The organism is Acidobacteriota bacterium, from assembly GCA_040756905.1.
GTDB lineage: Bacteria > Acidobacteriota > Aminicenantia > JBFLYD01 > JBFLYD01 > JBFLYD01.
Genome location: JBFLYD010000056.1, coordinates 1 through 25940 on the forward strand (window position 1 = coordinate 1; position 25940 = coordinate 25940).

General features: G+C 36.5%; 29 protein-coding genes. 7 read left to right on the top strand and 22 right to left on the bottom strand.

All coding sequences use genetic code 11. The features are described 5' to 3' along the window. The first annotated feature begins 180 nt into the window (after positions 1-180). From rpiB to AB1410_09490, 3 genes are all read left to right on the top strand, one after another. Positions 181-630 (top strand): ribose 5-phosphate isomerase B, encoded by a 450-nt coding sequence (rpiB, locus tag AB1410_09480; protein MEW6456925.1) that lies wholly within the window; start codon positions 181-183, stop codon positions 628-630. Beyond that, positions 627-2948, top strand: coding sequence for a carbamoyltransferase HypF (gene hypF / locus AB1410_09485; protein ID MEW6456926.1), 2322 nt, complete (start codon positions 627-629; stop codon positions 2946-2948). The genes rpiB and hypF overlap by 4 nt, the downstream gene beginning before the upstream one ends. 78 nt (positions 2949-3026) lie before the next feature. After that, positions 3027-3746 carry a DNA alkylation repair protein gene (locus AB1410_09490; GenBank protein ID MEW6456927.1) on the top strand — a complete coding sequence of 240 codons (720 nt, stop codon included), beginning with the start codon at positions 3027-3029 and terminating at the stop codon, positions 3744-3746. 63 nt (positions 3747-3809) lie between these two features. On the opposite strand, the gene AB1410_09495 is transcribed toward AB1410_09490, so the two are convergent. The 4 genes from AB1410_09495 to AB1410_09510 all read right to left on the bottom strand — a co-directional run bounded on the left by AB1410_09495 (position 3810) and on the right by AB1410_09510 (position 6584). Continuing rightward, entirely contained in the window at positions 3810-4730 is a 921-nt protein-coding gene (locus tag AB1410_09495) for a nucleotidyl transferase AbiEii/AbiGii toxin family protein (protein MEW6456928.1), read from the bottom strand. 8 nt (positions 4731-4738) lie between these two features. After that, complete coding sequence (locus AB1410_09500) at positions 4739-5341, bottom strand: type IV toxin-antitoxin system AbiEi family antitoxin domain-containing protein (GenBank protein ID MEW6456929.1); 603 nt, start codon at positions 5339-5341, stop codon at positions 4739-4741. A 418-nt stretch (positions 5342-5759) separates the two neighbouring features. Continuing rightward, a complete protein-coding gene (locus AB1410_09505; protein MEW6456930.1) occupies positions 5760-6158 on the bottom strand; it encodes a hypothetical protein in 399 nt (132 codons plus the stop codon). Positions 6159-6170: 12 nt separating this feature from the next. Then, positions 6171-6584, bottom strand: a complete 414-nt coding sequence (locus tag AB1410_09510) for an ATP-binding protein (protein ID MEW6456931.1) — start codon at positions 6582-6584, stop codon at positions 6171-6173. 19 nt (positions 6585-6603) lie between these two features. Between AB1410_09510 and AB1410_09515 the strand changes: the two genes are divergently transcribed. Then, positions 6604-6963 (top strand): transposase, encoded by a 360-nt coding sequence (locus AB1410_09515; protein ID MEW6456932.1) that lies wholly within the window; start codon positions 6604-6606, stop codon positions 6961-6963. Between the two features lie 79 nt (positions 6964-7042). Here AB1410_09515 and AB1410_09520 read toward each other — a convergent pair whose 3' ends face one another. The 8 genes from AB1410_09520 to AB1410_09555 all read right to left on the bottom strand — a co-directional run bounded on the left by AB1410_09520 (position 7043) and on the right by AB1410_09555 (position 11633). Further along, positions 7043-7564 (bottom strand): hypothetical protein, encoded by a 522-nt coding sequence (locus AB1410_09520; GenBank protein ID MEW6456933.1) that lies wholly within the window; start codon positions 7562-7564, stop codon positions 7043-7045. Positions 7565-7612: 48 nt separating this feature from the next. Continuing rightward, positions 7613-8185, bottom strand: coding sequence for a hypothetical protein (locus tag AB1410_09525; GenBank protein ID MEW6456934.1), 573 nt, complete (start codon positions 8183-8185; stop codon positions 7613-7615). Between the two features lie 123 nt (positions 8186-8308). Continuing rightward, positions 8309-8701, bottom strand: a complete 393-nt coding sequence (locus tag AB1410_09530; protein MEW6456935.1) for a hypothetical protein — start codon at positions 8699-8701, stop codon at positions 8309-8311. A gap of 18 nt (positions 8702-8719) precedes the next feature. Then, positions 8720-9115: a hypothetical protein gene (locus AB1410_09535; GenBank protein ID MEW6456936.1), complete on the bottom strand. Its 396-nt coding sequence runs from the start codon at positions 9113-9115 to the stop codon at positions 8720-8722. Positions 9116-9206: 91 nt separating this feature from the next. Beyond that, entirely contained in the window at positions 9207-9896 is a 690-nt protein-coding gene (locus AB1410_09540; protein ID MEW6456937.1) for a thermonuclease family protein, read from the bottom strand. Positions 9897-9993: 97 nt separating this feature from the next. Further along, complete coding sequence (locus AB1410_09545; protein MEW6456938.1) at positions 9994-10524, bottom strand: hypothetical protein; 531 nt, start codon at positions 10522-10524, stop codon at positions 9994-9996. 125 nt (positions 10525-10649) lie between these two features. Beyond that, on the bottom strand, positions 10650-11480 hold the full coding sequence (locus AB1410_09550; protein MEW6456939.1) for a methyltransferase domain-containing protein: 831 nt from the start codon (positions 11478-11480) through the stop codon (positions 10650-10652). Positions 11481-11501: 21 nt separating this feature from the next. Then, a complete protein-coding gene (locus tag AB1410_09555; protein MEW6456940.1) occupies positions 11502-11633 on the bottom strand; it encodes a desulforedoxin in 132 nt (43 codons plus the stop codon). Between the two features lie 545 nt (positions 11634-12178). Here AB1410_09555 and AB1410_09560 point away from each other — a divergent pair. Genes AB1410_09560 through recO form a run of 3 tightly spaced genes read left to right on the top strand, consistent with a single transcriptional unit; the run spans position 12179 to position 14873 of the window. Continuing rightward, entirely contained in the window at positions 12179-13096 is a 918-nt protein-coding gene (locus AB1410_09560; GenBank protein MEW6456941.1) for a hypothetical protein, read from the top strand. Further along, entirely contained in the window at positions 13096-14139 is a 1044-nt protein-coding gene (locus tag AB1410_09565; GenBank protein MEW6456942.1) for a glycosyltransferase family 4 protein, read from the top strand. The genes AB1410_09560 and AB1410_09565 overlap by 1 nt, the downstream gene beginning before the upstream one ends. 14 nt (positions 14140-14153) lie before the next feature. Next, positions 14154-14873, top strand: a complete 720-nt coding sequence (recO, locus tag AB1410_09570) for a DNA repair protein RecO (protein ID MEW6456943.1) — start codon at positions 14154-14156, stop codon at positions 14871-14873. 569 nt (positions 14874-15442) lie between these two features. On the opposite strand, the gene AB1410_09575 is transcribed toward recO, so the two are convergent. The 10 genes from AB1410_09575 to AB1410_09620 all read right to left on the bottom strand — a co-directional run bounded on the left by AB1410_09575 (position 15443) and on the right by AB1410_09620 (position 25940). After that, complete coding sequence (locus AB1410_09575; GenBank protein ID MEW6456944.1) at positions 15443-16180, bottom strand: SDR family oxidoreductase; 738 nt, start codon at positions 16178-16180, stop codon at positions 15443-15445. Further along, complete coding sequence (gene speE / locus AB1410_09580) at positions 16177-16995, bottom strand: polyamine aminopropyltransferase (protein MEW6456945.1); 819 nt, start codon at positions 16993-16995, stop codon at positions 16177-16179. Before speE ends, AB1410_09575 begins: the two co-directional genes overlap by 4 nt. 194 nt (positions 16996-17189) lie before the next feature. Next, the gene (locus AB1410_09585) at positions 17190-18101 is read right to left on the bottom strand and encodes a spermidine synthase (protein MEW6456946.1); all 912 of its coding nucleotides are present in this window, start codon (positions 18099-18101) and stop codon (positions 17190-17192) included. Between the two features lie 4 nt (positions 18102-18105). Continuing rightward, a complete protein-coding gene (speD, locus tag AB1410_09590; GenBank protein ID MEW6456947.1) occupies positions 18106-18498 on the bottom strand; it encodes an adenosylmethionine decarboxylase in 393 nt (130 codons plus the stop codon). Positions 18499-18886: 388 nt separating this feature from the next. Next, a complete protein-coding gene (hutI, locus tag AB1410_09595) occupies positions 18887-20167 on the bottom strand; it encodes an imidazolonepropionase (protein MEW6456948.1) in 1281 nt (426 codons plus the stop codon). Positions 20168-20234: 67 nt separating this feature from the next. Beyond that, positions 20235-21386 carry a cell division protein FtsZ gene (gene ftsZ, locus AB1410_09600; protein MEW6456949.1) on the bottom strand — a complete coding sequence of 384 codons (1152 nt, stop codon included), beginning with the start codon at positions 21384-21386 and terminating at the stop codon, positions 20235-20237. Between the two features lie 22 nt (positions 21387-21408). Beyond that, positions 21409-22635 (bottom strand): cell division protein FtsA, encoded by a 1227-nt coding sequence (gene ftsA / locus AB1410_09605; GenBank protein ID MEW6456950.1) that lies wholly within the window; start codon positions 22633-22635, stop codon positions 21409-21411. A gap of 17 nt (positions 22636-22652) precedes the next feature. Continuing rightward, positions 22653-23489: an FtsQ-type POTRA domain-containing protein gene (locus AB1410_09610; protein MEW6456951.1), complete on the bottom strand. Its 837-nt coding sequence runs from the start codon at positions 23487-23489 to the stop codon at positions 22653-22655. Next, on the bottom strand, positions 23486-24859 hold the full coding sequence (gene murC, locus AB1410_09615) for a UDP-N-acetylmuramate--L-alanine ligase (GenBank protein MEW6456952.1): 1374 nt from the start codon (positions 24857-24859) through the stop codon (positions 23486-23488). The genes AB1410_09610 and murC overlap by 4 nt, the downstream gene beginning before the upstream one ends. Then, on the bottom strand, positions 24846-25940 hold the full coding sequence (locus tag AB1410_09620; protein ID MEW6456953.1) for a UDP-N-acetylglucosamine--N-acetylmuramyl-(pentapeptide) pyrophosphoryl-undecaprenol N-acetylglucosamine transferase: 1095 nt from the start codon (positions 25938-25940) through the stop codon (positions 24846-24848). Before AB1410_09620 ends, murC begins: the two co-directional genes overlap by 14 nt.

Here is a 25940-nt window from a genome sequence, read left to right on the forward strand (position 1 = left end):
AAGTTGCTTAGCCATAATTTAAACCTCCTTTATCGAAAGAAGGTTTAAATCATAGCGTGTCCAAAAAGTCCACTTTTAAACTTTAAATCATTGAATAATAGTCCATTTTTAATTTTTAGTTGACATATTCCTTTTGAGCTGTTGACATAAAAGGAAGATATAATGATAATAAATGTTTAAATGAAAATAGCAGTTGGTTCGGATCATGCAGGGTATAGAATAAAAGAAGCCATAAAAAAATATCTACAAAACCACAACTATAAATTCTATGACTTCGGAACCCATGATGAACAACCAGTTGATTATGTTGATTTTGGAGAATTTGTGGCCAAGAGTGTCTCAACTGGTAATTTTAGCAGAGGAATTCTAATATGCGGGACCGGAATCGGAATGAGCATTGTTGCCAATAAATTCAAGGGAGTTAAAGCAGCATTATGCCATGATGAATTTACTGCAAAAATGAGCAGAGAACACAATGATTCAAATGTTTTGACAATTGGTGGAAGAGTTGTTGATGAGGAGAAAGCATTAAAAATTGTTGATATCTGGCTTAAAACGCCTTTTTTAGGTGGGAGACACGAAAGAAGGGTTGACAAAATTTCGTTAATCGATGAAAAAAATTTCAAATGAATTATAGTGTCGAAAAAAAGGCTCTGAGAATCAGAGTATTTGGAGTTGTGCAGGGAGTTGGATTCAGACCTTTCATATTCAGAATCGCGAAAAGATTTGGATATCATGGATGGGTAAAGAATTTTGGTAAAGGAGTAGAAATATTTTTAGAAAGAGAAAATAAAAATTATAAAGATTTCAATGATTTTCTTTCTGCCCTTGAAAACGAAAAGCCTCCTTTAGCGGAAATAAAATCAATAAAAATATACAATGAAAACATAAAACATTTTGATGATTTCACCATCCTTCCTTCTAAGGAAGAAGAATCTTTTGTTTTTATATCACCGGATATTTCTGTATGCGAAGATTGTCTCAGAGAATTGTTTAATCCCGATGACAGGCGTTACAGGTATCCCTTTATAAATTGCACAAATTGTGGACCTCGATACACTATTATAAAAAAACTTCCCTATGACAGGTCAAAGACAACAATGGAGAACTTTAAGTTATGCGAAAAATGTAGCAAAGAATATTCATCTCCTGAAGACAGAAGGTTCCATGCCCAACCAGTTGCCTGTGATGAATGTGGTCCTCATGTTTCCCTTATCAATTCAAAAGATCGCTCGATTCTTTATGAAAAAGATTCCTCAATCTTTAAAGCTCAACAATTTTTAAGGGAAGGGTTTATTTTAGCTGTAAAAGGCCTTGGAGGTTTTCATCTTTTTTCAAACCCTTTTAATCTTGAAACAACTAATAGAATGAGACGATTTAAAAAAAGAGAAAGAAAGCCCTTTGCATTGATGGCAAAGGATATATACACGATAAAAAAATACTGCTATGTCTCTCCTGAAGAAGAAAAATTTCTTCTCTCTCCGAGAAGACCGATAGTTCTTTTAAAAAAGAAAAGAGACATTGAAAAAATTGCTCCTTTTCTTGACGAACTTGGCATCATGCTACCGTATACCCCTCTTCATCATCTCCTGATCAACAATTTAGACCTGTTAATTGCAACCTCATCCAATTTTGCTGAAAGTCCTATCATAAAAGATGATAAAGAAAAAGAGCTCTATGAAATTTCAGACTTTGTGCTAACTCACAATCGTCCAATTCATATGAGAGTGGATGATTCAGTTTTAAAAATATCAAATGGTAAGCCACTTTTCTTAAGAAGAGCAAGGGGTTATGTTTCTGAACCTCTTGAAGTCCCTGAAGAATTGAAAATTGAAAAACACTTAATTGCTCTCGGAGGGGAGCTGAAAAATACGATATCTTTTTATAAAAATGGATATATAATCCCATCCCAGTATCTGGGAGATTTAAAGGATTGGAGAAATCAGAAATATTTAAGAGAAGCTCTTAATCATATAAAGAAATTATTTGAGGTAAATCCAGAAGTTGTAATCACAGACCTTCACCCTGATTTTTTCACAACGAACTACGCAGAAAAGATGGGAATAAGGCACTTAAAAGTTCAACATCATTTTGCCCATATCCTTGCAACGATGGTAGAAAATCAAATCTCTCCAGATGAAAAAATACTGGGAGTAGCTCTTGATGGCGTGGGATTCGGAACCGACAACAGAATCTGGGGAGGTGAATTCCTCATCTGTGATTATCGAAACTTTAATAGATTTGCCCATTTTGAATACGTCCCGCAGCCAGGTGGAGATAAGGCAACAAAAGAGCCATGGCGGATGGCACTGAGTTATCTATTTCATAACAGTCCTGATAAAAATCTAAATTTAGATTTTATAAAAGCTATCGAATCCTTTAGATACATTGAAGATTCAAAAATTAAATCAGTCCTTGAAATATTAAAAAAAGAAATTTATTCTCCTCTTACATCAAGTGCTGGAAGATTATTCGATGCAGTTTCTTTCCTTATAGGAACATCACCAGAAACAACTGATTATGAAGCAGAAGCACCCATGAGAATGGAGTCCATCGTGGAAAATAATTTTTTTGAAAGTTATGACTTTGAAATAATAAAAAGAAAAGCAATTTCAATTTCTTTTAAAAAAACTATCCAGGGAATAATTTCAGATTTAAATAAAATAAACGCAGCCCGAATTGCATCAAAATTTCACAACACTTTAGCAAAAACTGTTTTAGAGATTTCAAAAATCGCAGTGAACCAAGAGAAAATCAAAAAAGTTTTATTGGGAGGCGGTGTTTTTCTAAACCGAATATTGCTTGAAAGAACGATAAAATTGCTTTCAGACAATGGGATTAAAGTCATAAGACCTGAAAAATTCTCCCCAAATGACGAAAGCATATCTCTTGGCCAGATTGCCTATGGGTTAGGATTTTTTATTAATAATAAAAGTATTCATAAATGAATATTTTGAACAGGAATGATGAGATGAGAAACAGACCTCCCTTCTCAGAAAGATTTACTTCAGGAGAAATAAAATTAGATGAAAGAAGAAGGTAGACATACTTTCAATGGAATAAGAAAAGCTCTAAAAGAGAAAGAAAACCCGAAAAAGGCTCAAAAAATGAAAAGGTTTTTTAAAGAAGATGTTTTTTATTATGGAGTCGAAAGAAAAGATATTGCACAAATTGCAAAAGAATCATATAGATATTACAAAAAGAATGATGATTTTTCAGAAGCCTTCAAAATGTCTGAAAAATTATTCTCCACGGGAATAATGGAGGAAGCCACTGTGGCTGTTGATATGCTGAAAGGATTTCAAAAGAAATTTGACCTTAATGTTTTTAAATCTCTTGATAAATGGATAGACTATATATCTAACTGGGCTCAGTGTGATTCTCTCTGTATGGCTCTAATTGGCCCGATAATTTTTTATTATAACTCAACCATAGAGGATTTGATGAGATGGGCTGAATCAGAAAATCTATGGAGAAGAAGAGCTTCTGCTGTCTCGCTTATATATTCAGTCAAAAAAGGAAGATACTTAGAAGAAACTTTCAAGTTAGCAAAAAAATTGATGTATGACAAAGAAGATATGGTGCAGAAAGGAGTTGGCTGGCTTCTTAAAGAAGCAGGAGGAAAATTTCCTGAAAGAGTTGCTGATTTTCTTTTAAAGCATAGAAATAATTTTTCAAGGCTCGTCCTCCGCTATTCTTGCGAAAAACTCCCCCTCAAACTAAAAAATAAAATTCTTTCAAAATAATTATCTTATCCCTCTAAGAATCTTTTATTTCAACTATAACTTTACTTTTTTGTAATTGATTCCTTATTTCAATTTCCAGTAGCCTGCCACAGCATCCCATACTTCATCCATTCTGGTCTTATCTTTGATTGAGATTACTACAGGTTTAAGGAATGCGGTAATCTTTCTCATTATCTCATTAAATTCTCGATTTACATTATCAAGCCTCGACTTGCGCAGAAAAGCAATCCATTGCTGTTGTCTTCCTTTGTTCTTGTGGAATTCTAATCGAAAAACCAATGGATCATCAGGTATAGGAGTTTTTCTCCTCTCAAAGGTATTCTCAATTGCTTTTTTAAGTATGTTGCCTTGAAAATTATGACTGACAGAAAGTGTATAAATATCGTAGAAATCTTTCATCCGACTGTTAGCCATAGCCAATTTGATCATAGCTTCAAATTTCTCTGAAATAATGCTTTCAATTGAATAAACTTTTATTCTTGGTGGTTCTTCCTCCAGCAAAGTTGGAAATTCCATTAAGTTAGCCTTGGGCCAGATTACACCACCAAAACCTATGTCCAATTGTAATTTTTTTCTTGCATTACCAAGTGTAGCGTTTATCTTGAGACGTATTCCTTCATAGTCTGTGTCTTCTTTGATCTTTTCTGATACAATAGATGAGGGTTCAAAATTAACCCCATCATCACAGAACAATCCAGCGATAACTCTAAAAATATGCTCAAGTTCAGCAGAGTCATTTTTTAGCCCCTCTGCTAAAAAATCTATATCTCTGGTTGGACGTGACTTTGGCACATTTAAACAGATTAAAAGAAGACCTCCTTTCAAAATAAAACTGTCGGAAAATTTGGAGATCGTTATGCGATATAAAAATCTTTCCTGAAAATAACGCAACAGAAGGGCATCAAAATCTGTCTTCTCGGCTCTTGCAAAATTCAAAAGTTTTGCTCTTACTGAAGCCGCTTTATTCTTAGTTTCCCCACCCATTTTTTTTCCTAAATCATAGCATTAAGCCAAGTCTGTATTAGAGGTTTGACTCGGCAAATTTCTGCATATTCAAGAAGCTTTTCTAGATTCCGATCCTTGCGTTTGAGATATTCCGACAGTCCTTCTTTGGCTACATCCAGTCCCAGTTTATTACGGTAGCGGAAACAATCACATATCGTTTTTTCAGGGCAATATATACGGACTTTAAATGTTTCCATCTTTATCTCTTCAATACCTGCTTCAAATTGCTTTGGGGAAAAATAATAAAATTCCACAGGAGGGTATTGGATTTTTGGTTGTCTCGATCCCCGAGGGATAGCCATTGATATAACTGAAGGATTGAAAGTGGTCAGTTCAAAATAAGATAGTGCTGAAAGCAAACATATAACCCCTTCTGGATCGGCACGGGAAAGATCAACAAAGCCTTGATTAGAAATCAAAGGCACTTCTATCAGGCGATAGAGTCCTCTCTTGACCCGTATTATTCGCCCTTCATCTGCCATTCTTCTGATATCGCGAGGATGAATGCCACCTTCCAGAATATCTTTTGTTCTGGCAAAACCATTATGAGCTCTAAATATTTTACTTATTCTTTTATCCTTCCCATTCATAACACACCTCTGGATAAATGCGTATACATATTATAATAAATGCTAACGTTTTTATCCAGCTATTTATTCCTGATGTTTTCCTGAGTAGTACCAGAGTTTATAAAAGCACAATTATAATTTCTCCATATAAACTACACATTCAAATTCTTAGTTCTTGTGTTTTTGAGACTATTTTCGATCGATTTTCAGATGGATAGGCAGGGTTCATCTCATTTCATTTATCTCCTCTCCCTTTTTATCTTCCTTTCATCTTCAGAAATTCTTTCTTGTTATAAAGCTTAGATAGATTTGCCGACCTAAAAAGATGTTTTGATTTTGAGGCAACATCTCTATGGAGTGCAAAGGAGAAAAGCCAACAACCTCTCTAATAATTTCCAAAAGATACTTTTATCTTTATCGCTAATGCCCTCGCTCATACCTAATTCCTTTTAGCTCTCAGATCAAGCTTCTGTTCCACTTCTTTTGTAAGGAGTTCGGCCATATCTTCATCGTTAGTATATTTGAGAAAGAGAGTGAAACATTGATCCTTTATCTCTTGACAATATTTCTCATAACTTGTAACCGCTTTGAATACAGCCCGGTTGTCCTTCGGAATTTTAATCTTCTTCTGCCCTATCTTATGGGCGTAAATAATGTATTTTGCTCCTGGGGGATTTTTTGCTTCGTAGCGAAAATGTCGCCTTGGGGAAATAACGACAGTTTGGGAATTTAAATCAAGCTTAAGCGGAGTTCCAGGGATGGTTATCTCAAGCATTTCTTTTTCTCTGTCAAGGGGAATTGAAAATTCCTCAAGTATGGGAAAATAAAATTCCCCCACCCTGTTTTTAAATTAAACATGCTCTTCATTGGATTCTTTTTTAAAAAACCCAGCTTTTCTCTTCTCCCTGAGTCTATAACTTTCACCTTTTATGTTTATAACTGTGCTATGGTGTAATAATCTGTCTAAAATAGCTGAGGCTATGACATTGTCTGAGAAAATCTCTCCCCAATGAGAAAAACTCTGATTAGATGTGAGTATCATCGAACCTTTCTCATATCTTTGAGAGATTAATTGAAAGAATAAGTTTGCTCCATATCGGTCAATTGGTACATAACCTATCTCGTCAACGATTAAAAGTCTCATCTGAGAGTAAAACTTCAGTCTACTTTCAAGGCGTCTTTCTTCATTTGCTTTTGCAAGGTCATTAAAATATTTCAGAGCCATAACAGGAGAAGGGCTTACTCCTGGAGCTATTGCAGTCATCCAGACCTTCGGAGAGAGAATAAACTTCCATCCTCATCTTCATTTTCTCACTACTGAGGGAGGGCGAGATAAAGATGGCAGGTTTCATAAAGTTTCACACTTTGATGATGCCATATTAGCTCAGTTCTTTTCCCGAGAGGTCTTCTTACTATCCCTTAAAGAAGGCTTTATCAACCTGGAGCTGGTGCGAGAGATTCTTCTCTGGCGACACAGTGGTTTCAATGTTCACTCAAAAGTTCGAGAAAGAACAAAGAAAGAAGAAGAGAGAGTTGGCAAGTACATGATAAGACCTTTGTTATCTTTTTTTATAATTTTTCTTTCTTTTTTTATTTATTCTCTTTTTCCTAAAAATTTGACATTCATTTTTACCATGATATAAACTCTGAGGGTGTTAAAAAGGGAAATTCAGACAAAAAATGCAGAAAATCGATGCAACCCAAAAAAGGAAATTCCTATCCCTAGGCAAAGGTCATTAATGCACCGAGCAGCGCACCAAAAGCCTGCATCAACAGGGCTTCTGCATAAGAGAAATATCTCAGCGATTCAAGGATGCCTGCTTTGAAAAAAGCTATCGACAGGATTGCATCCGTTAGACTATTGGGAGTGGTGATTTTGAAAACGGTCGCGCCTATTTTCGCAGCCTGGGGGAACATGGGCGTAAAGAGGTGGAGAAGAGAATAATAAGTCTGGACAACTATCCAGACGAGGATACCAAGCTTGATTTGCTGACCTACACTTCCACTGAATCCGTAATCAGATGGCTTCCATTTTGAAACGATGCTTCTGAAAAAAACTGCCACCATCAGAAAGATAATATGTGGCAAAGCAAAAAAGCTAATACCGATGGTTTTCATCGCGAAACTCGCAACAAACCCGGATAGAATAACAATTCCAATCTCTATGAGCGAAAGGAACTGGACTTTTGTATTCACCATTTTATCCATTTGTATACGCATAACGCCTGAAATCAGCGGCGGCATTCACGCCGTCCGCTGTAGTGATTTGTTATGTGGCAATATTCATTATGATCACCATGCATAGTAGGAAATAATAAGGAATGCTCCTAAAAGTATTGCGTGAGGGTAAAGAATGGAACGGGCAAGGAATCCGATGCCACTTTCTTGGACCTCCTCATAACAAGCATTTATCAGTTGCTTTAGATTAGCTCTACCATGAGGATAGGGCAAAAAATAATAAGATCGCCAATCGGTGGGATCTAAATCACCTTCAGCGATAACCGGTCTCACAACAAATGGTTTGAACCAGTATAGGAAAGGCGTCCAAAAAGAACTCCATTTGCGCGCGTTTACCCAAAGGGCAAGAAACAACAAACCAATACTATACAGCCACCAATTAGTTTTAATAATGAACCCAAGGCCTAGAAAAATAAGGAGGATCAGAACTGGCACATAATATATTAACTCAATACCTACATTGTGACGCAATCTAAAAGCCTCGAAAAAGAATCTATCACGCAACGCACTTGTACGTGCAAAGTTACGGGCTTCTTCTTCCGATAGCTTTAACTTTTCCTTTGCGTATAAATAAGCTGCTGCGAGTCTCCACTTAACTGTAGGATCTTGATCATGCCATTGTTTCATTTCGGAAGTCCCTTAAATTATCGTATTGCTATGCCACATAACGACCAAGCTCACCTGCCGCTATGGAGCGCAGCGGAATAGCGGTCAGGTGCCGCGCCTTGTTAAGCGACGTTCCTTTACCTATCAACTCTGGCATATAAAAGCAATAATCGGGACAAGGCTGATAACAAGCCAAATTATCTGTTTGATAAACCCTTTCAATACTGGATTTCCAAAAATAGAAATTAGGGAATCACTCCTATATTTTTGCATCGTGCCCGGAAATATTTTCCATATTATCATAGGCATATTCATAAACACGATGGATTTACGGCCCAATATTAGAATCAAGCCCAAAGTAACCTTAGGCAAAAGGATAATTGAAGATAGCGCCCAAATGCCGAATAGCCATTGGCCATTTTTGAAATATAAAATAGCCACGCCTCCATTTAGAAATAACCCTATCAAGAACACAAGATAGACGATGTACCCACCATATTTAAAGATAAAAGTGTAATGTCGTTCCTCATTAGTCATAGATCTTAACATCTCCACTTAGAATAAAAGTCGAAAACATCCTCTAATTAATAAGAATGCTCCTATCAAAATACCGATACCGACAACCCACATAAGAAATTTTGCAGTGTAATACCTTCGTGTATATCCAGGGACAGTCAAGTGCGGGTTAGTTCTCTCATAACAATCCTTACACAAGTATTGGACAGCTTTTGAAAATGCCATACCTCTGTAATATTCATTACCTATTGGCTCGTCACCACATAAAGGGCAAAAACCACGATTAATCAAACCTAAAGAATCAAGATAATCCCTTTGTTGACCCATAAACCTACCGAGAAAATAATCGGTATTCATATCCTCTTCCTTAAACTCAACATCTAAGGCTTCGCAAATATCTTTTCTATATTTCCTGACATTCTCAAGGTTTTTCACACATTTGCCTCCTTCTTTAGCAATGTCGCTTAACTACGAAGCTCAGCGGCGGGCGGTAGCCCGTCCGCTGGAGCGCCTTGTTATGTGGGTTTCATCTCTTGGGTTTGCTTCGATAGTGCGGTTTGACATATGTTCCGTCCTTCCGATAGTAGCCTCTCACACGCACTTTGCCGCTTCCTAAATTTGACGAGCCAAATGAATATGAAGGTACAGTATATGATGATGAGGACGAAGAGGAAGAAGACGATTTGCGACGCCAGTGTCCTGAGACCCACGTTCCGTCTTTCCTATAATACCCATTGACCCAAGTCATCCCCGATGAAGGGTAACTGTATGGGTTTAAGGACTTGGGTTGTGAGGAACTTCCACCTAAGTAGTAACGAGACGAGCCCGAGTATGAATAGAGGCTGTTGGATTTCTTGTCGTACCCGTGGGATCGAACAATATCGGCATATGATCCGCCACCTGGAAGTGTGACAGTTGCAAGGCGACGGCCGTACTTATCCTTGGCTTTCCCCTCAAGCCACACGTAGTTCCCCTCAAGGAAGAACTTAGCGATCTGCGTAGCCGCCTCGCCGCCTGGCTCTTTTCCCTTGGTGGGGTGCTTCGTTTCGGGCGTATCGATGTTTCTGATTCGGACCTTCGTACCATCTGAAGTAACAAAAGTATCACCGTCAATCACTCGGTCCACGCGTACCCATTCGGAGTGTATCGCTAACGGTAGCACGAAGGTCAAGGCCAAAGCTGTGACAAATGCAGTAATGATTGGTCTTTTCTTCATTTTCTTGCTTCCACATAACGCCCCGGTTGAGCCGCGTAAGCGGAGCGAGCGCCGGTCTCCAACCGTTTGTTAGACATCCGAATTTTCCTCTCCACGCTCAAGACCGATCCTCAGCGTACTTTCTCTGCCGAACCGCATCCTCGGTGTCGGTAGCCGCTCGTTCTTCGATAAGCTCGTGTTCAGCGGCAGTATGAAATGAAACCACAACCCAATTCTCCCCTGGCACTATGCCCTGGTGCCATACATTCGGGGGAATCGAGATCCACCGCTGTTCAATCGGCAACGTTTGGTCACTCTTGAGAAAGTGCGAACGCCAATCGCCCTCTGTCTTGGTCTGAAAATCGCCGTGCCCCCGGTAAGACACCATCCGCTGATGGCTATTGGGGTGCCTCTCCGCTCCGGTGATCGTATTGGCCCGCAAGATGAAAACCCAACTGGACCGGATTGTCTCCGGCAGGGGAGACGTGTAGAAGTCGAGGGGTATCGGCTCCCAGGCCAACACGTCATTAGGTCTTTCGCGCAACTTCTGCTCCACGCGAGCCACAAGCTCATCGATTCTGAGCGTGATCACTTTGGCTGTGACCGCGATATCAAGCGCTTCCAGAATTCTAGATTCCTCCTGGTCCATTGTGATTTTCCTCGTATGTCTAACGGTCGAGCTCACCTGCCGCTATGAAGCGCAGCAGAATAGCGGTCAGGTGCAGCGATTTGTTATACGCTTCTTGAGCAGATTGTTACCTTATATTAACTAATCTACGGCTTTATGGCTATGAATTTAATGCTTGTCACTTTCCCTTGAACCACATCAAGATCCTCTTTTGCAGGAGCAGGAGTAAATTCAGGCCCAGGACAACATGCCATCGCTTCCAGTTCCTTCGGAGGCAATTGATGACGGGCCACAACCTCAACCTTCCTGAAACCGGCCTTCCGGACTATCTCGAAGTAACTATCATCATCTATCGCTCCGCCAACACATCCTGCCCAGGTTGATTGGAAGCGCTCCTGCACCTGGGGATCAACCCTTTCTGTATAGACAATATCAGAGATGGCCAGACGCCCACCGGGTTTCAGGATGCGAAAGGCTTCTCGATACACAGCCTCCTTATCTTGACACAGGTTGATGACGCAATTGGACATCACCACGTCGGCAAAGCCATCGGGAAGCTCAAGTTGCTCCATGTCGGCAACAAGAAGCTCAACGGCATCTTTCAAGCCCGCGTCAGCGACGGCCTGCTTTGCACGCATGATCATACAGGGAGAGAAATCCACTCCAACCACTTTTCCACTGGGCTTTATCTTGTGAGCAGCAAGAATGACATCTATTCCTGCCCCACAACCGAAATCCACAACCACCTCACCAGGTTGAAGATTAGCGAAACCTGTGGGGTTACCACATCCTTTAGAAAGTTTGAGAGCGGTTTCAGGGACGAAGGAGAGTTCTTCCTGCCCGTAAAGTCCGTGTTCAGCAGCAAAGCTCTTAGCTGTGGGAGCCATGCTGGGACAACAGGGCTCCTCCCCGCCACCAGCCTCAGCGCACTTGCTATAGCGTTCCTTGACGATCTCTTTGATTTCCGCAATGTTCATGTTTTTGCACCCCCTTTCTTTTCAATCCTTTTCCTTCATTGCTTTTCCGCAGCATGTGAGAGTTGGGCATCTTGGATCGGGGACAGGCTTCTTGATAACTTTGACTTCAGCCCCACACACTTCACACACATACGTTTTGCCTTCTTCAGCCATTTTGAACACCTCCTTTTAAGTCATTGTCTTTACCCGCATCAATAGCGTATAACATTCATTTTTATATTTATTCCGCATTCTGGAAAAATTATATTTAATAGTGCAGAGATAGTCAAGCAAAATGTGATGAAAACCTTAATTTTTGTCTTAACCATAAGATTATAATTCAATATAATGATAAATATTTATTAATATGCGTAGGCATTATAAGTTATGAAAAGCAATAATTTAAATGACTTTCAAAGCTATCTTGTCTCCAAATCGGCTGTTAATGAAAAATATGTTCCTTATTATATAAAGGGGTGCACTCCCTTCAATAAGTTTAACCTGCCTTTAAAACTCCTCATTTTACTCTGATTAAAAATTCTTTTAAATCTATTATTTCATGACACAATTTTATCTAAAATTTTAAATAAATGGAATAGGAGGTTTGAAAATAGAACCGTCCCATTTTTCTTAATCTCATTATAAAATTTTAAATAAAAAGAATAGGTAGAAAATTGAAAATTTAGGGATTCAATGATAATATCCGAAAAAAGGAGAGAATGATGAAGGGCATTTCCTATGAGGCATTGAGAATTGAGGCTGAAGAAGCAGAGTTTTTATACAGAGAAATTCTTTCCGAGATCTCTGATGAAAAGAAAAAATTTTATAGTGAATCAATAAAAGAAGCAGGTGAATTTTTAGAGAAAGCAAAATCTGAAATTAATAAAAGAAGAAATTTTCTTTCCTCAAAAGACTTCAGTTTTTTCTGGTATTATCTTCATAAAGCAAAACAGCTCTTTTTTCTTTTCTCACCAAAAAATATTCTCCTTCCAATGAGTGAGGAATTGCTGGCAAGGTTCAGGTCGATAAAAGATACAGAATGGGGAAAAAAAATACAGAGTAGCATTTCGTTTTTATCCAACCTCAAAAATGAAGACCCTGAAGCTGAAAGAGAAACAAGGTGGACTCTCAGGATTGCAAGAAAAGTTTTGGATGAGAAAAATGATGATATATTCTACAGGTTGAAATCAATTCATTTATTTAATTCCACTGGAACTTTGATATTTATACTTTCTTTAGTTTTATGGGCCTTCGTGGAATTCTCTTCATTCTTCAATGACACAATTTTTAATATTATCTCAATATTCCTTCTTGGATGGTGTGGAGGAATAATAAGCTCTCTTTCGAAAAAAAATGGAAAACAAATTCCAAGAGGATTTTCTCGGGGATTTGTGATCTTTAGTTTTTTATACCGTGGGACCCTTGGAGGAGCAAGTGCACTTGTTCTTTATTTTCTTATAAATTCAGGATTCATAAATTTAAAAATAAATTCTGAAAAAAGAGAATTCATGATTTATTTGATCTCATTCCTTGGAGGATACGGAGGAGATTTAATCCTTTCAAAGAGTTTCAGTCTTTTCAAGGAAAAATTATTCTCCGAAGCAGAGGAGACTTCAAATAAAATAAAAAGAGCTTAATGAAAAGAATCCTTGTCTGCACTTCTCATGTTCCTTTTGTAAGGGGAGGCCATCTTGTTATCGCAGAGAATCTTGTCCAAGCTCTAAAAGAACATGGATTTGATTCAGATTTAATGCTTACGCCCCAGAATCCCTTTGGAAAACAGATTAGTGCCTATTTAGCCACTTATCTCACTGACGTCTCCGAGGATGGAAGAGGAAGAAAAATCGACCAGCTTATAACACTCAGGTTTCCCTCTTATGTCCTCCGCCATAAAACAAATGTTGTGTGGCTCAATCACAGGATGAGAGAATATTATGACCTATGGGAATTGTTTAAAAAGAATCTTTCAACAAAGAACAAAATAAAAGAAATGCTCAGAAGGTTTCTGATTCACAGGTTTGACAATTTTTTCCTCAAGAAGAAAGTTACAAAAATTTTTGCCCAGAGTAAGACTGTCCAAAGCAGACTAAGAAAATGGGGAAACATTTACTCTGAAGTTCTCTATCCCCCAGCTCCAAAAAGAAAATACAGAACTGAGACCTATGAAAATTTTATTTTTACAGCATCAAGACTTTATTTTTTAAAAAGAAATGACCTTTTGATTGAAAGCTTTTCTTACTTAAAGAATAAAGAAATCAAAGCATACATTGCAGGAGACGGAGAAGAAAGAGAAAATTTAAAAAATAAAATAAAGCAAAAAAAACTTGAAAATAGAGTTTTTTTACTCGGTGAAATCTCAGAGGAAGAACTTCTAAATTATTATTCTAAATCGAGAGCAATATTTTATGCTCCATATCTTGAAGATTTTGGATTTGTTACTATAGAAGCTTTCTCATCAAGAAAACCAGTTATAACAACTTTTGATTCTGGTGGACCTTCTGAAATCGTGGAAGATGGAGAAAATGGATTTGTTGTTGAGCCAGATCCTGAGAGAATCGCAGAGAAAATAGATTATTTTGCTGAAAACAGAGATGAGGCTGAGAGAATGGGAGGTAAGGGATATAAATTTTCGAAAGAAAATGATTGGGAAAAAGTTGTAAAAAAGCTTGTAATAGTTTAACTTGTTAAATAGCTGTGTCAATTCAATCATCTGAAGCAATCGTTTTAAGAAGCTTCAACTTTGCTGAGCTTGATAAAATTGTTGTACTTTTTACCAAAGAAAAAGGAATAATCAGGGTCATAGCAAAAGGAGCGAAAAAATTTAAAAATAGATTTGGTTCTTCCCTTGAACCGATGTCTTACATAAAAATTGTCTATTACGAGAAAGAAACCAGAGACTTACTCGTTCTAAAAACTGCTGACTTAATAGAAAGCTTCTTTGAGATTCAGAAGGATTTTGATACAATTAAAGGACTTTCCTATATTTCCGAAGTAATCGAAGGATTTATCCCTCACCATCTAAAAGAAGACCTTGTATTTAGACTGCTTCTTTCAATTCTCAGGGCTTTAAAAAATGAAGTTCCATTGCCACTCATTTTGAGATATTTTGAAGGATGGATTCTCAAATTAAGCGGCTTTCTTCCTAATTTCACTAAATGTAGAAATTGCAAGACTCTGATAGAAGAAGGATGGCTTTCCCAAAAAATGGATGGAATCTATTGTTCAGGGTGTTCTACTATGAAGAAATTTAAAATAAATTCAGATTTCAACCAGTTTATTGATTTTATAAAAAAGAATTCCCCTGAACACATGAAAAATTTAAATTATTCTGAAGAGAGATTAAAAATAATTGAAAATATTTTAAAACAGATGCTATTTTATCATCTTGAAAAAACCCCAAAATCTCTTCTTTAGTGTCATGTCACTTAAATACATTTTGTTATATTATTGTGACATGACACTTTCCCTATGGGGGCAAGCCCCCCTTAGACGCTCCGCTGAGCACCCCCCCAGACATGGGGAAGATACCTTCCCCATATCCCCTTCAGTGTGCTTTAAGAGAAATTCTTTATTTACGAAGATATTTATGCGACAGCACACTTAGTGTTGTGACACTCAAAATTGTCTTTGTTATTTATTTGTGTCATAACCTTTCCCTATGGGAGAAAGATCTCCTTAGACGCTTCTCTGAGCAAAGGGGCTGTCTAAAGAGGAGACAGCCCCTCCTTTGAGAGGATTTCCTCTCAAAATCTCCAAAGATAAAATTTGAGTATAAAGATAAAGAATTTAATTTTCTTTTTAGGTTATAAAGGGAGTATTTTAAATCCCCTTTTAAGAGAGGCTGTCCAGACTTTTTAGACAGCCTCAAGTCCCTTCCCCATACCTCTTCAGTGTGCTTTAAGAGAAATCTATTGTTTGTAAAAAAATTTATGTGACAGCACACTTGTTACAGTTCACTGGTAACAGCTTACAGTTCACGGTATTTATACTTTCCACCCCCCTCCAACAATCAGGTTTGTTCCTGTAATGTATGAGGATGAATCAGAACATAGAAATATCACAGCTTCAGATATATCTTTAAACCTTGCCTTTCTTCCTGCTGGAATCCGAACCTGATTGAAAGTCGAATCACTTTCCACGATGCCTGGAGAAACCATGTTTGAAGTAATTCCATACCGAGCCTCTGATTGGGCAACAGATCTTGTAAATAATAATAGACCCACTTTTGCTATTGAGTAAGGAAGAATTTTCTGAAACCCAACAAGATTTTCGACTCTGCTGTATCCTATGTTAATTATTCTCCCCCATTTATTCTTTCTCATGTCAGGGAGAAATTTTTTTGTAAGAAAAACAGCACTCAAGAGGTTAGCCCGAAATAGATTTTCCCACTCATTATAGTCAATTTCCTCCCATTCCCTAAACACCAAAGGACCAAAATTATTTACAAGAATATCTACATTTCCGAATTTTTTCTTTACATTCTCCGCAAGCAAATCAATCTCTTCTGCTTTCAAAAGGTCAGCCATAAAAACAGAGGAATTTCTTCCAAGTTCTTTTATTCTTTTTGATGTCTCCTTTGCAGATTCAAAGTCTTGGTAAAAATGGATTCCTACATTAGCTCCATTCTCTGCAAGAGATAAAGCAATTTCTTTTCCAATTCCACGACTGCTTCCTGTAACAAAAGCCTTTTTATTTTTAAGTTTAAGGTTATCGCTTTTCAATTTAATTCTTTCATGAAATTGGGAAGGATGAAGCAGGAATTATAAATTTCTAAATTGAAATATTTAAGATTTTCAGGGAGCTTTCTCTCAACTCTACCTGGTTCGATTGAATCCGAACAAAACATAAAAGACCATAATCCTCCAGGATATGTGGGTACAGGAGAAAGATATAGTTTGGCAATTTTAAACCTTTTCCTTGAAATAGAATGCATTTTTTTAATCAAATCTAAATGGTACACAGGAGATTCTGACTGTAAGATGAGAATACCTAGGTTCCTTAGAGAATTTTTCAAATTACCAAAAAAATCCTCCCCATAGAGTGTTTTTGCTGGACCTATTGGGTCAGAAGAATCAACAAAAATTACATCAAATTTTTTACTCCTTTTGATAAACTTCGCTCCATCTTCATTCACTATCTCGACTTTTGAATCATTGAAACCGAAAGATACGGAGGAAAAGAACTTTTTACATGTATCTATCACATCTTTATCTATCTCGACAATAACTATGCTTTTCACATCTTTATATTTCAAAACTTCTTTCAATGCTCCACCATCTCCACCACCGATTATAAGAATTTCTTCAGGTTCAGGATGGGAAACCATTGCAGGATGAACCATCATCTCATGATAAAAATGCTCATCTCTCTCAGTGGTCATAATCAGTCCATCCAAGAGTAAAATCTTACCCAGGTTTTTTGTTTCAATTATTTCAATTTTCTGAAATTTTGATTTTTTTGAATATAAAACTTTAGAGGGTTTTATAAAAAGTCCACTTTCTTTAGTATGATACTCATAAAAGACATTTTTTTTCATTTCCTTCCTAGTGTGCTGTCCCATAAATATCTTCATAAACAAACAATTTCTCATAAAGCACGCTGAAGGGGTATGGGGAAGGTATCTTCCCCATGTCTGGGGGGTGCTCAGCGAAGCGTCTAAGGAGATCTTTCTCCCATAAGGAAAGTGTCGTGTCACAATAATATAACGAAAGGTATTTAAGTGACATGACACTAGAATTCCCAGATAAAAGGGCTTGTCTCTGTTATAATATTTGTACTTTCAACTGCTTTAGAGAGATAACCGGGAATGGCAAACAAAGATTTATGAATTGTATGGCTGTAAAAATTTATTTTTTTTATTAATTTTTCTTCGATGCTTTCCTTTAATTCATCTTCTTTTAATTTTAATGGGTCATGTATTTTAGATGCAATCGTAAACCCCCATGGAACTCTGAAAGAAGAAATGAAAGTCCAGTATGGCCTAATAACAGGAAATAATTCTTTTAAAGTTTTTATGATGGATGCAAAAAATTTACAATAAAATGGGTCAGCAGAACCTGACTGTAAAACAAAAATACCATCCTCTTCAAGCTTATCGTATATCTTCTTAAAGGTTTCTCTTGTGAATAATTGAAGAGAAGGGCTTTCTTGAACGGGCTCAGACAGATCTGAAATAATTAGATCATATTTCTTTTTTGAATTCTCTAAAAATTTTTTCCCATCTTCATAATAAATTTTAGCCTTTGGATTATCAAAAGCTCCATCTGACCATTCAGGTAAGTATTTTTTACAAAGATTTACAAGTTCCCTGTCTATGTCAACCATATCCACATATTCGATAGTTTTAACTTTAAGGGTTTCTCTTAAAGTAGCTCCTTCCCCACCTCCAAGAATCAATGCTGCTTTTACATCTGGATGAGAAAATAATGCCGGAAAAACCAAGCATTCATGATAGATGTATTCATCTATTTCAGCTGATTGAATTTTTTGATTAAGAAAAAGAGTTTTTTTAAATATCTCAAGATTCAGAATATCAACTTTCTGATATTCTGTTTCCCCCCTGAAAATAATTTCCTTAACCTTGAATGAATGAATCTGGTTATCTGTAAATTTTTCTAAATACCATAATCCATCTTCATTCATGTTCTCAATGAGCCGCTACCTCTTTTATCTCATCCTCTTCAACAGAGCCAAGAATTCCTCTTTTAATCTCAACCATTGATACATTTTCAGGCTTGAAACCATTCTGAAGAACATCAACTGCTTTTTCAATCTTAACTTCATTACTACAATAAAAAAAGTCAATGGCTGCAAATTTGTGTTCCGGCCACGTATGAATCGTAAAATGACTCTCTTCAATCACTACAACTCCTGATACTCCGAATGGTTTAAATTGATGAAAAAATGTTTTTACAATCTTTGCTTTTGATTCAATAGCAGCTCTTCTCATTAACTCCTCAATCCAATTTTTATCTTTCAAACTCCCCGGGTTACACCCATACATCTCTACCAAAATATGGGTACCTAAGGCTTTTTTCACCTCCTTACCTCCTTAAAAAATTTGCTACCAATCATCAATTATCTGGGAGGATTTTTTACTCCCAATTTGCCTTAACAAGGCACACCTCCTAAAAAATTAAATTAAATAATACATCTCACCCTTTTTCCTGTCAACAAATTTTATTGAGACCTCTGAAAAAGTCCATCTGCTGCGTTGCAGTCTCAACTTTATCGCTCCAACGTACAGGAAGTACTCCTTCACTCAAAGCTTCACTGCGCCTTGCATCTGGAGCTTTTTGAGAGGTCTCTTATATATCCACAATATAAAGTATCAAATTCTAAAAAGTTATTTTATTGATACATAATTACTTTCTCAGAGACCTCTTATTATATTGACCAATTGTTCACTGAGCGAAGGGAACAAGTGGTCAATTTGTTTTTTTGACTAGACCTCTATCGAAAACCAATTTTCCATTTTTTACAACTTTTTCTACTGGATTTAATCCAAGTTGATATACTAAATGTATATATTTCGGTACATCAAGAATTAAAAGGTCCATTTTTTTATTCAGCTCCAGACTTCCCACATCAGTTTCTTCTTGAAGGCTGTAAGCTGAATTTACAGTTGATGCTGTAATAGCTTCTTCTATCTTCATATCCATCTCATACACAGCAAGTTGGATCGTAAACAACATGGAACAGTTCATCGAGCTTCCTGGGTTAAAATCTGTTCCAAGGGCTACAATTGCACCTCTGTCGATTAATTTTCTTGCAGGAGCATATCTTCTAAGTTTGAGAGAAAAAGAAACTGATGGCATCAAAATCGCTGTTGTATTACTTTTTGAAAGTAAATCCACAGTCTCATCTTTGATATTAATTAAATGGTCAACCGAAATTGCACCCTCTTCAATCGCCAATTCTGTTGCTCCCATTGAAGAAAACTCATCAGAATGTACCCTTATTAAAAACCCGTACTTTTTTGCTTCTTTTATAAGTTCTTCAGTTTCTTTTAAATTGAAAGCATTTTCTTCACAGAAAACATCAAAAAATCTTGCCAGATTTCTCTCCCTCACTTCAGGGAATAATTTATTCATAAGAAGACTTAAATATTCTTCCCTTTTATCCTTATATTCATCTGGAATCACATGGGCTCCCATAAAGGTAGGAATTAAATCTAAGGGATGAACATTGTTTAATTTTTTTATTATCCTGAGTTGTTTAATCTCATCCTTAAAATTCAATCCATATCCACTTTTTGCTTCAGATGTTGTAGTTCCAGATTCAAGCATTCTGGTTAATCTTTTTATACATAATTCAGTTAACTTCTTTTCTGAAATCTCCCGGGTCTGCGTGACTGTCCTTTTTATTCCACCACCTGCTTCTGCAATCTCCTGGTAGCTTTTACCGTTTAATCTCATCAAAAACTCATCTTCCCTTGTACCTCCAAAAGGAAGATGATTATGGGGATCAACAAATCCGGGCATACAAACTTTACCCTTACAATCGATAAAAGTGCAATTTCTTAATTCCTTAACATTCTTAAGAAAATCTTTTTCTTTTCCGATAAAATTTATTTTTCCATTCAAAGAGGAAATCCACCCTTTTTCAATTATTCCAAGGTCACTCAGTTCAGCTCCTCGCCTTGGGATTTTGCCCCTCAGCGTTAAAACCTGCTCACAATTTGAAATTACTAAATCCGATTTAATCATTTAAAATCCGATTCATAACATTTATAAAGCTTGAAGACTAAATTTTTTTCCCTTTCGGAACAGCACACTATTTAGGTTTTCTCCGATAAGATGGAGTGTTCATGTTTGCTAGGTCAGAAGGAGTGGTGAGATAGTTGGGGGTTGAAGAAACTACAGAAGGGTGGATAAAAAATGGATGTTGAGTTCTTTCAAAATTCAAAGATTGAACCAGTATTCTCTCTTCCATAACCGGGTCAAAACCAGCAGCGATAACAAGAATGACAACCTCATCTTCAAGTTTTTCATCTATCATAAGGCCAAAGATAAAAAATGCGTTAGGATCTGCATAATCTCTAATTAATTTTGCAGCATAATTCATCTCCTGGAATGAAAGATTTTTCCCTCCCTTGATGTTTAACAACAGAGATTTGGCTCCGTTTATTGTTATATCCTCAAGCATTGGATTCTTCAGAGCTGATTCAACTGCTAATTCCACTCTCCTCTCTCCTGAACCGAATCCCTTGCTAATTAAACCTATTCCTCTTTTCTTTACTATTGTTTTTAAATCTGCAAAATCTAAATTAATTCTTCCTTTCTTTCTCATTATTTCCGATATCCCATTCACAGCTTGCATCAGCACATCGTCAGCCAGTTTAAATGCTTCTTCAACGGTTAAATTTTCTTTTTCATTGCACACATCCACAAGATTTTGATTTGAAATAGGGATTAGAATATCTGAACTCTCTTTGAGTTCTCTTAAAGCTTTCTCAGCTATCTTAGCTTTCTCAATCCCTTCAGTCTCAAGGGGTTTTATCACAATTGATATGGTTAAGATCTCCATTTGAGTTGAAAGATTTGCTATGTAAGGAGCTGCTCCAGAACCAGTTCCTCCACCAAGGCATGCAGTTACAAAAACAAGGTCAGCCCCAGCTATAAGCTCGGTTAACCTATCGGTATCCTCTTCTGCAGCTTTTCTGCCAATTTCGGGGTCAGAACCAGCCCCGAGCCCTCGAGTTATTTTTTTCCCAATTTGATATTTAATAGGAGCTTTACATTCCGATAAATCCTGAGAATCTGTATTTATTCCAATTAATTCAACACCTTCAATTCCCTCCTCAATTAGATTATTTACTGCATTTCCTCCTCCTCCTCCTACTCCAATCACTTTAATCAATGGACCTCTATATTCTTCATCTACAAAAGAAAATTTTATATCTTTTGAAGACTCCTCTCTGTTCATTTAACCTCCTGCTCAAATATCGTCATTTATTTTTATTTTTTTTTATTCCAATAAATTCCTTAAATTTCTCAAAAATTCCAGCTTTTATAATCTCTTTTCTTTTTGTGATAGAATTTCCATATAGAATCAGTCCTACTGAAGTTGCAAATTCAGGTAAATTAACAGATTCATACAACCCTTTAACTCCTATCGGAGTTCCTCTTCTTACCGGAAGATCAAAGACTTCTTCAGCAATTTCTATGATTCCTTCCAGTAATGAACAACCTCCAGTTATAACAACTCCTGTATTTAAAGATTTTTCTAACCCCATTTTTTTTATCTCAGAAAGAACAAGTTTAAAAATCTCCTCAGCCCTGGGTTGAATAATATCGCATAAAATCCTTCTTGAAAGAACTCTTGGTTTACCTCCACCGACTTTTGGAATTTCTATACTCTCGTCTTCCTCTGAGATTGCGATAGGACATCCCCATCTTCTCTTTATCTTTTCAGCCTCAGGAATTGGAGTCCTCAAACCAATTGCAATATCATTCGTAAAATGATTTCCTCCTACCGGAAGAACAAATGTATGCCAAAGGGACCCTCTATCAAATATAGCGCAATCAGTAATTCCTGCTCCAATATCCAAAAGGGCCACTCCCAATTCTTTTTCATCCTCAGTCAAAGTAGCATCTGAGGAAGCGACTGAATTCAATACCAGTCCTTTTACTTCAATTTCTGCCTCATTAACACATTTCAGAAGGTTAGTGGTGGAAGTTATTAAATTTGTGATTATATGAACATTAACTTCCAGCCTTATTCCAGTCATTCCTAATGGATCTCTGATGCCTGCCTGGTTATCCACGATAAATTCCTGAGGAAGAAATTGAATTATCTCAATATCAGGAGGGACGGAAAGGGCTTTTGCTGCCTCTACAACTCTATTGATATCATCATATGAAATTTCTCTATCCTTTCCAGAAATTGCTACAACTCCCCTGCTGTTAAAACTTCTAATATGATTACCTGAAATTCCAACCCATGCCGAATCTATATCAACCGCTGACATAATTTCAGCGTTTCTTATTGCCTCTTTTATTGATGACTGGGTCTTTTGCAAATTTACCACTGAACCCATGTAAAGACCCTGAGAATCTGAGGTTCCTACCCCTACTATTTCAATTTCATTATTCTCATCCACTTTGCCAACAACAGCACAAACCTTTTTTGTACCCACATCAAGTCCTACTATGCAATCATCTTTCTTAGCCAACCTTCATCACCTCCTTTTCATCCTTTTTTCTTAATATAAATTCGGCCTATTATCTGTAAATCCACAAATTCTAATTCGCCAAAATTTGTTACCAGTCCTTTTTCAATTTCATAGAAAAGCTTAATTTTAGAAACATAATTTTCTGTTCCTGCATACAGGAGAGTTTTCAAGTCTTTTAATCTTATGCAGAGATTATTCGGGTTTGTCGCATCAATGTATACGATTTTTTTGAATATGTCTTTTTCCTTTGAAATTTCAACCAATGCAGAAAAACTAACTTTAAAATGTAATGAATCTAAAAAGTTATCTTCCTTTATTCCAGAAATGATGGGCAGATTAAATATTTCTGGATTTTCCATTTGTTCTAAAACAGCACCTTCATTATTCAGAAGGAGATATCCTTCTTTTTTTAGAATACAAAATGGCTCTTTTTCAACAATGCTGACTTCCAATGTTGAAGGAAGAATTCTTCTTATTTTTGCTTCTTTTACCCAATTCATTTTTTCGATTCTTTTCTTCAAATCATTCAACTGTAGAAATAAAATATTTTTTATTTTCATTTCTTCAATTGCACTCTCAACCACTGGGATAAGGTCTTCTTTATCAGTGTATATTCTTATTTCCTTTACACCCAATTTCTCCCATCCTTTTATGAGGGTGTACAGACTATGAGTGCCAAAAACAAGTAAAGATGCCATTGCTGAGATCGTTAATAAAAAGAACAACTTTGTAATAATTATTCTGGATATTCTCTTCTTTCTAACCGAAATGTTTCTCTTTTTTCTCCAATAATAAAATTCATCTCTAAATAAAGCCGGATTTCCATTTAAAAAATTTCTCTCTTTAATAATCATTTTCCTTTCTCGAGAAATTCCATGAACTTTTCTGCAACTATATTTATATTTCCTGCTCCAAGGGTAATAACTATATCTCCAGGTTTTGCTATTAATTTCAGCATATTTGGAATTTCTTCCATGTCTTCAATTAAATGAACATTTTTGACTCCGTATTTCTGAAATTTTTCATAAAGAACTTGAGAGCTTACACCTTCTATTGAGTTTTCTCCTGCAGGATAAATAGATGTAATTATTACCTCGTCGGCTTGATAAAATGAGCGTGGAAAATCATCCATCAATTTCTGAAGCCTTGTGTATCTATGGGGCTGAAATACTGCAATCACTCTATTTCCCCACCCTTTTTTCAGAGCATCAAGAGTGACTCTTATTTCAGTAGGATGATGAGCATAATCATCTATCACAGTAATATCATCAATCATCCCTTTTAATTGAAATCTTCTGTCTGCTCCTGGAAAATTTCTCAACGAATCTTTTATCACGGAAAGAGAAATTTCAAGTTCCATAGCCACGCATATCGCCGCAAGGGAATTGTATATGCTGTGATATCCTGGAACCTGAAGGTTTATCTCTTCGACTTCCTTTCCTCCAAAACAAACGACATAATCAGAATTGAATTTATTGAAAGATATTTTTGTTGCAAAGACATCGGATTGGGAACTCATGCCATAAGTTATAACTTTTCTCTCAAGTTCTGGTATTATGTTTTGAGTATGAAAATCATCAAGACAGACAATTACAGAGCCAAAAAATGGGATTCTATTTGCAAATTCAATAAATGTTTTTTCTATATCTTCAATATCCTTATATTGATCTAAATGTTCAGCATCTATATTTGTTATAACTGAAATCGAAGGAAATAATTTTAGAAAAGATCTATCGCTTTCGTCAGCCTCTGCTATCATAAACTCTCCTTTTCCCAGCTTTGCAGATGAACCAAGGGTCTTTAGCCTTCCTCCGATAATAATAGTAGGGTCAAGACCGGCATTTTCGAGAATAAGAGCTATCATCGATGTTGTCGATGTCTTCCCATGGGCACCTGCGATGGCTATTGAGTATTTCATTCTCATAAGTTCGCCCAGCATCTCAGCTCTTGGAATAATCGTTATTTTTCTCTTCTTGGCTTCAAGAATTTCACAATTTGCTTCTGAAATAGCTGAGGAGAACACAATCAGATCTGCATCATGGACATTTTCTTCTTTATGTCCTATTTTTATATCTGCGCCAAGACTTTTAAGCCTTTTAATCGCTTCATTCTCTTTCAGGTCTGAACCGGAGATTTTATACCCTAAGTTCAAAAGTACTTCTGCAATGCCACACATTCCAGTTCCTCCGATTCCAACAAAATGAACCTTTTTAATTTTTCCTATTCTCAATTTTATATCTCTTTATATATCTTAATATTTCATCAACCATTCTTTTCTCTGCACCCTCGATAAACATTTTCTTCGAATTCTCCTCCAGTCTGGTTATTTCTGATGGATTTAAGAGATAAAAAATTATCTTTTCAGCTAATTTTTTGCCGTTCAGTTCTTCCTCAAAGAGTAAATCCGCAGCTCCTGATTTTTTCATGTTTAAGGCATTTTCCACCTGATGCTGGGAAGCTGACTTGGAAAAAGGGATAAGAATCGATGCTTTCCCTGCTCCCATTATTTCAGATATTGTTGAAGCTCCTGCTCTAGTTATCAATAGATCTGCTTTTTCAAAATATTCCCATATATTCCAGAAGTAGGACTTTACCTCTGATTTAATTCCAAGTTTTTCATACTTATCTTTTACAATTTGAAATTCCCTTTCACCTGTCTGATGATAAAAATAAAGTATTTGAAAATATTCTTTTAAAAACTCCAGAGAATTAAGAAGATTATTGTTCAAAACAGATGAACCTTGACTCCCTCCAAAAATAAGAAGAGAAAATCTTTCTGAATTTCTCTTCTTTTTTATTATATTTAAAAATTCTTTTCTTACTGGATTGCCTGTGATCAGCCCTTTTTTCCCGCAGAAGATTCTGGAAGATGGATAAGAAAGAAATGCTTTTTTAACAGAAAATTTCAACAATTTATTGGCAAAGCCGGGTGTGAAATTCTGCTCATGGATGAAACACGGGATACCAAGCAAAGCAGCTGTTAAAACAAACATCCCTGATGAATAACCTCCGACTCCAAGTACTCCATCCGGCTTAACTCGAATTATAATTTTTAACGATTCAATAAATGTAACAGGTAGAATTAATGTAGAAACAAGAGATTTAATTCCCATTCCCTTTAGCGGAGTAGTATGAATTTTTTCCTGGTAGAAGCCCTCTTTTTCCAGAATTCTCCTTTCCAACTCTCTTCCCTCGCCGACAAAATGTATTTTTGTGTTTTTATTTGCTCTTAACATTTCTTTAGCTATCATTATTGAAGGATAGATATGTCCTCCTGTTTTTCCTCCAGCGATAACGAATACCAT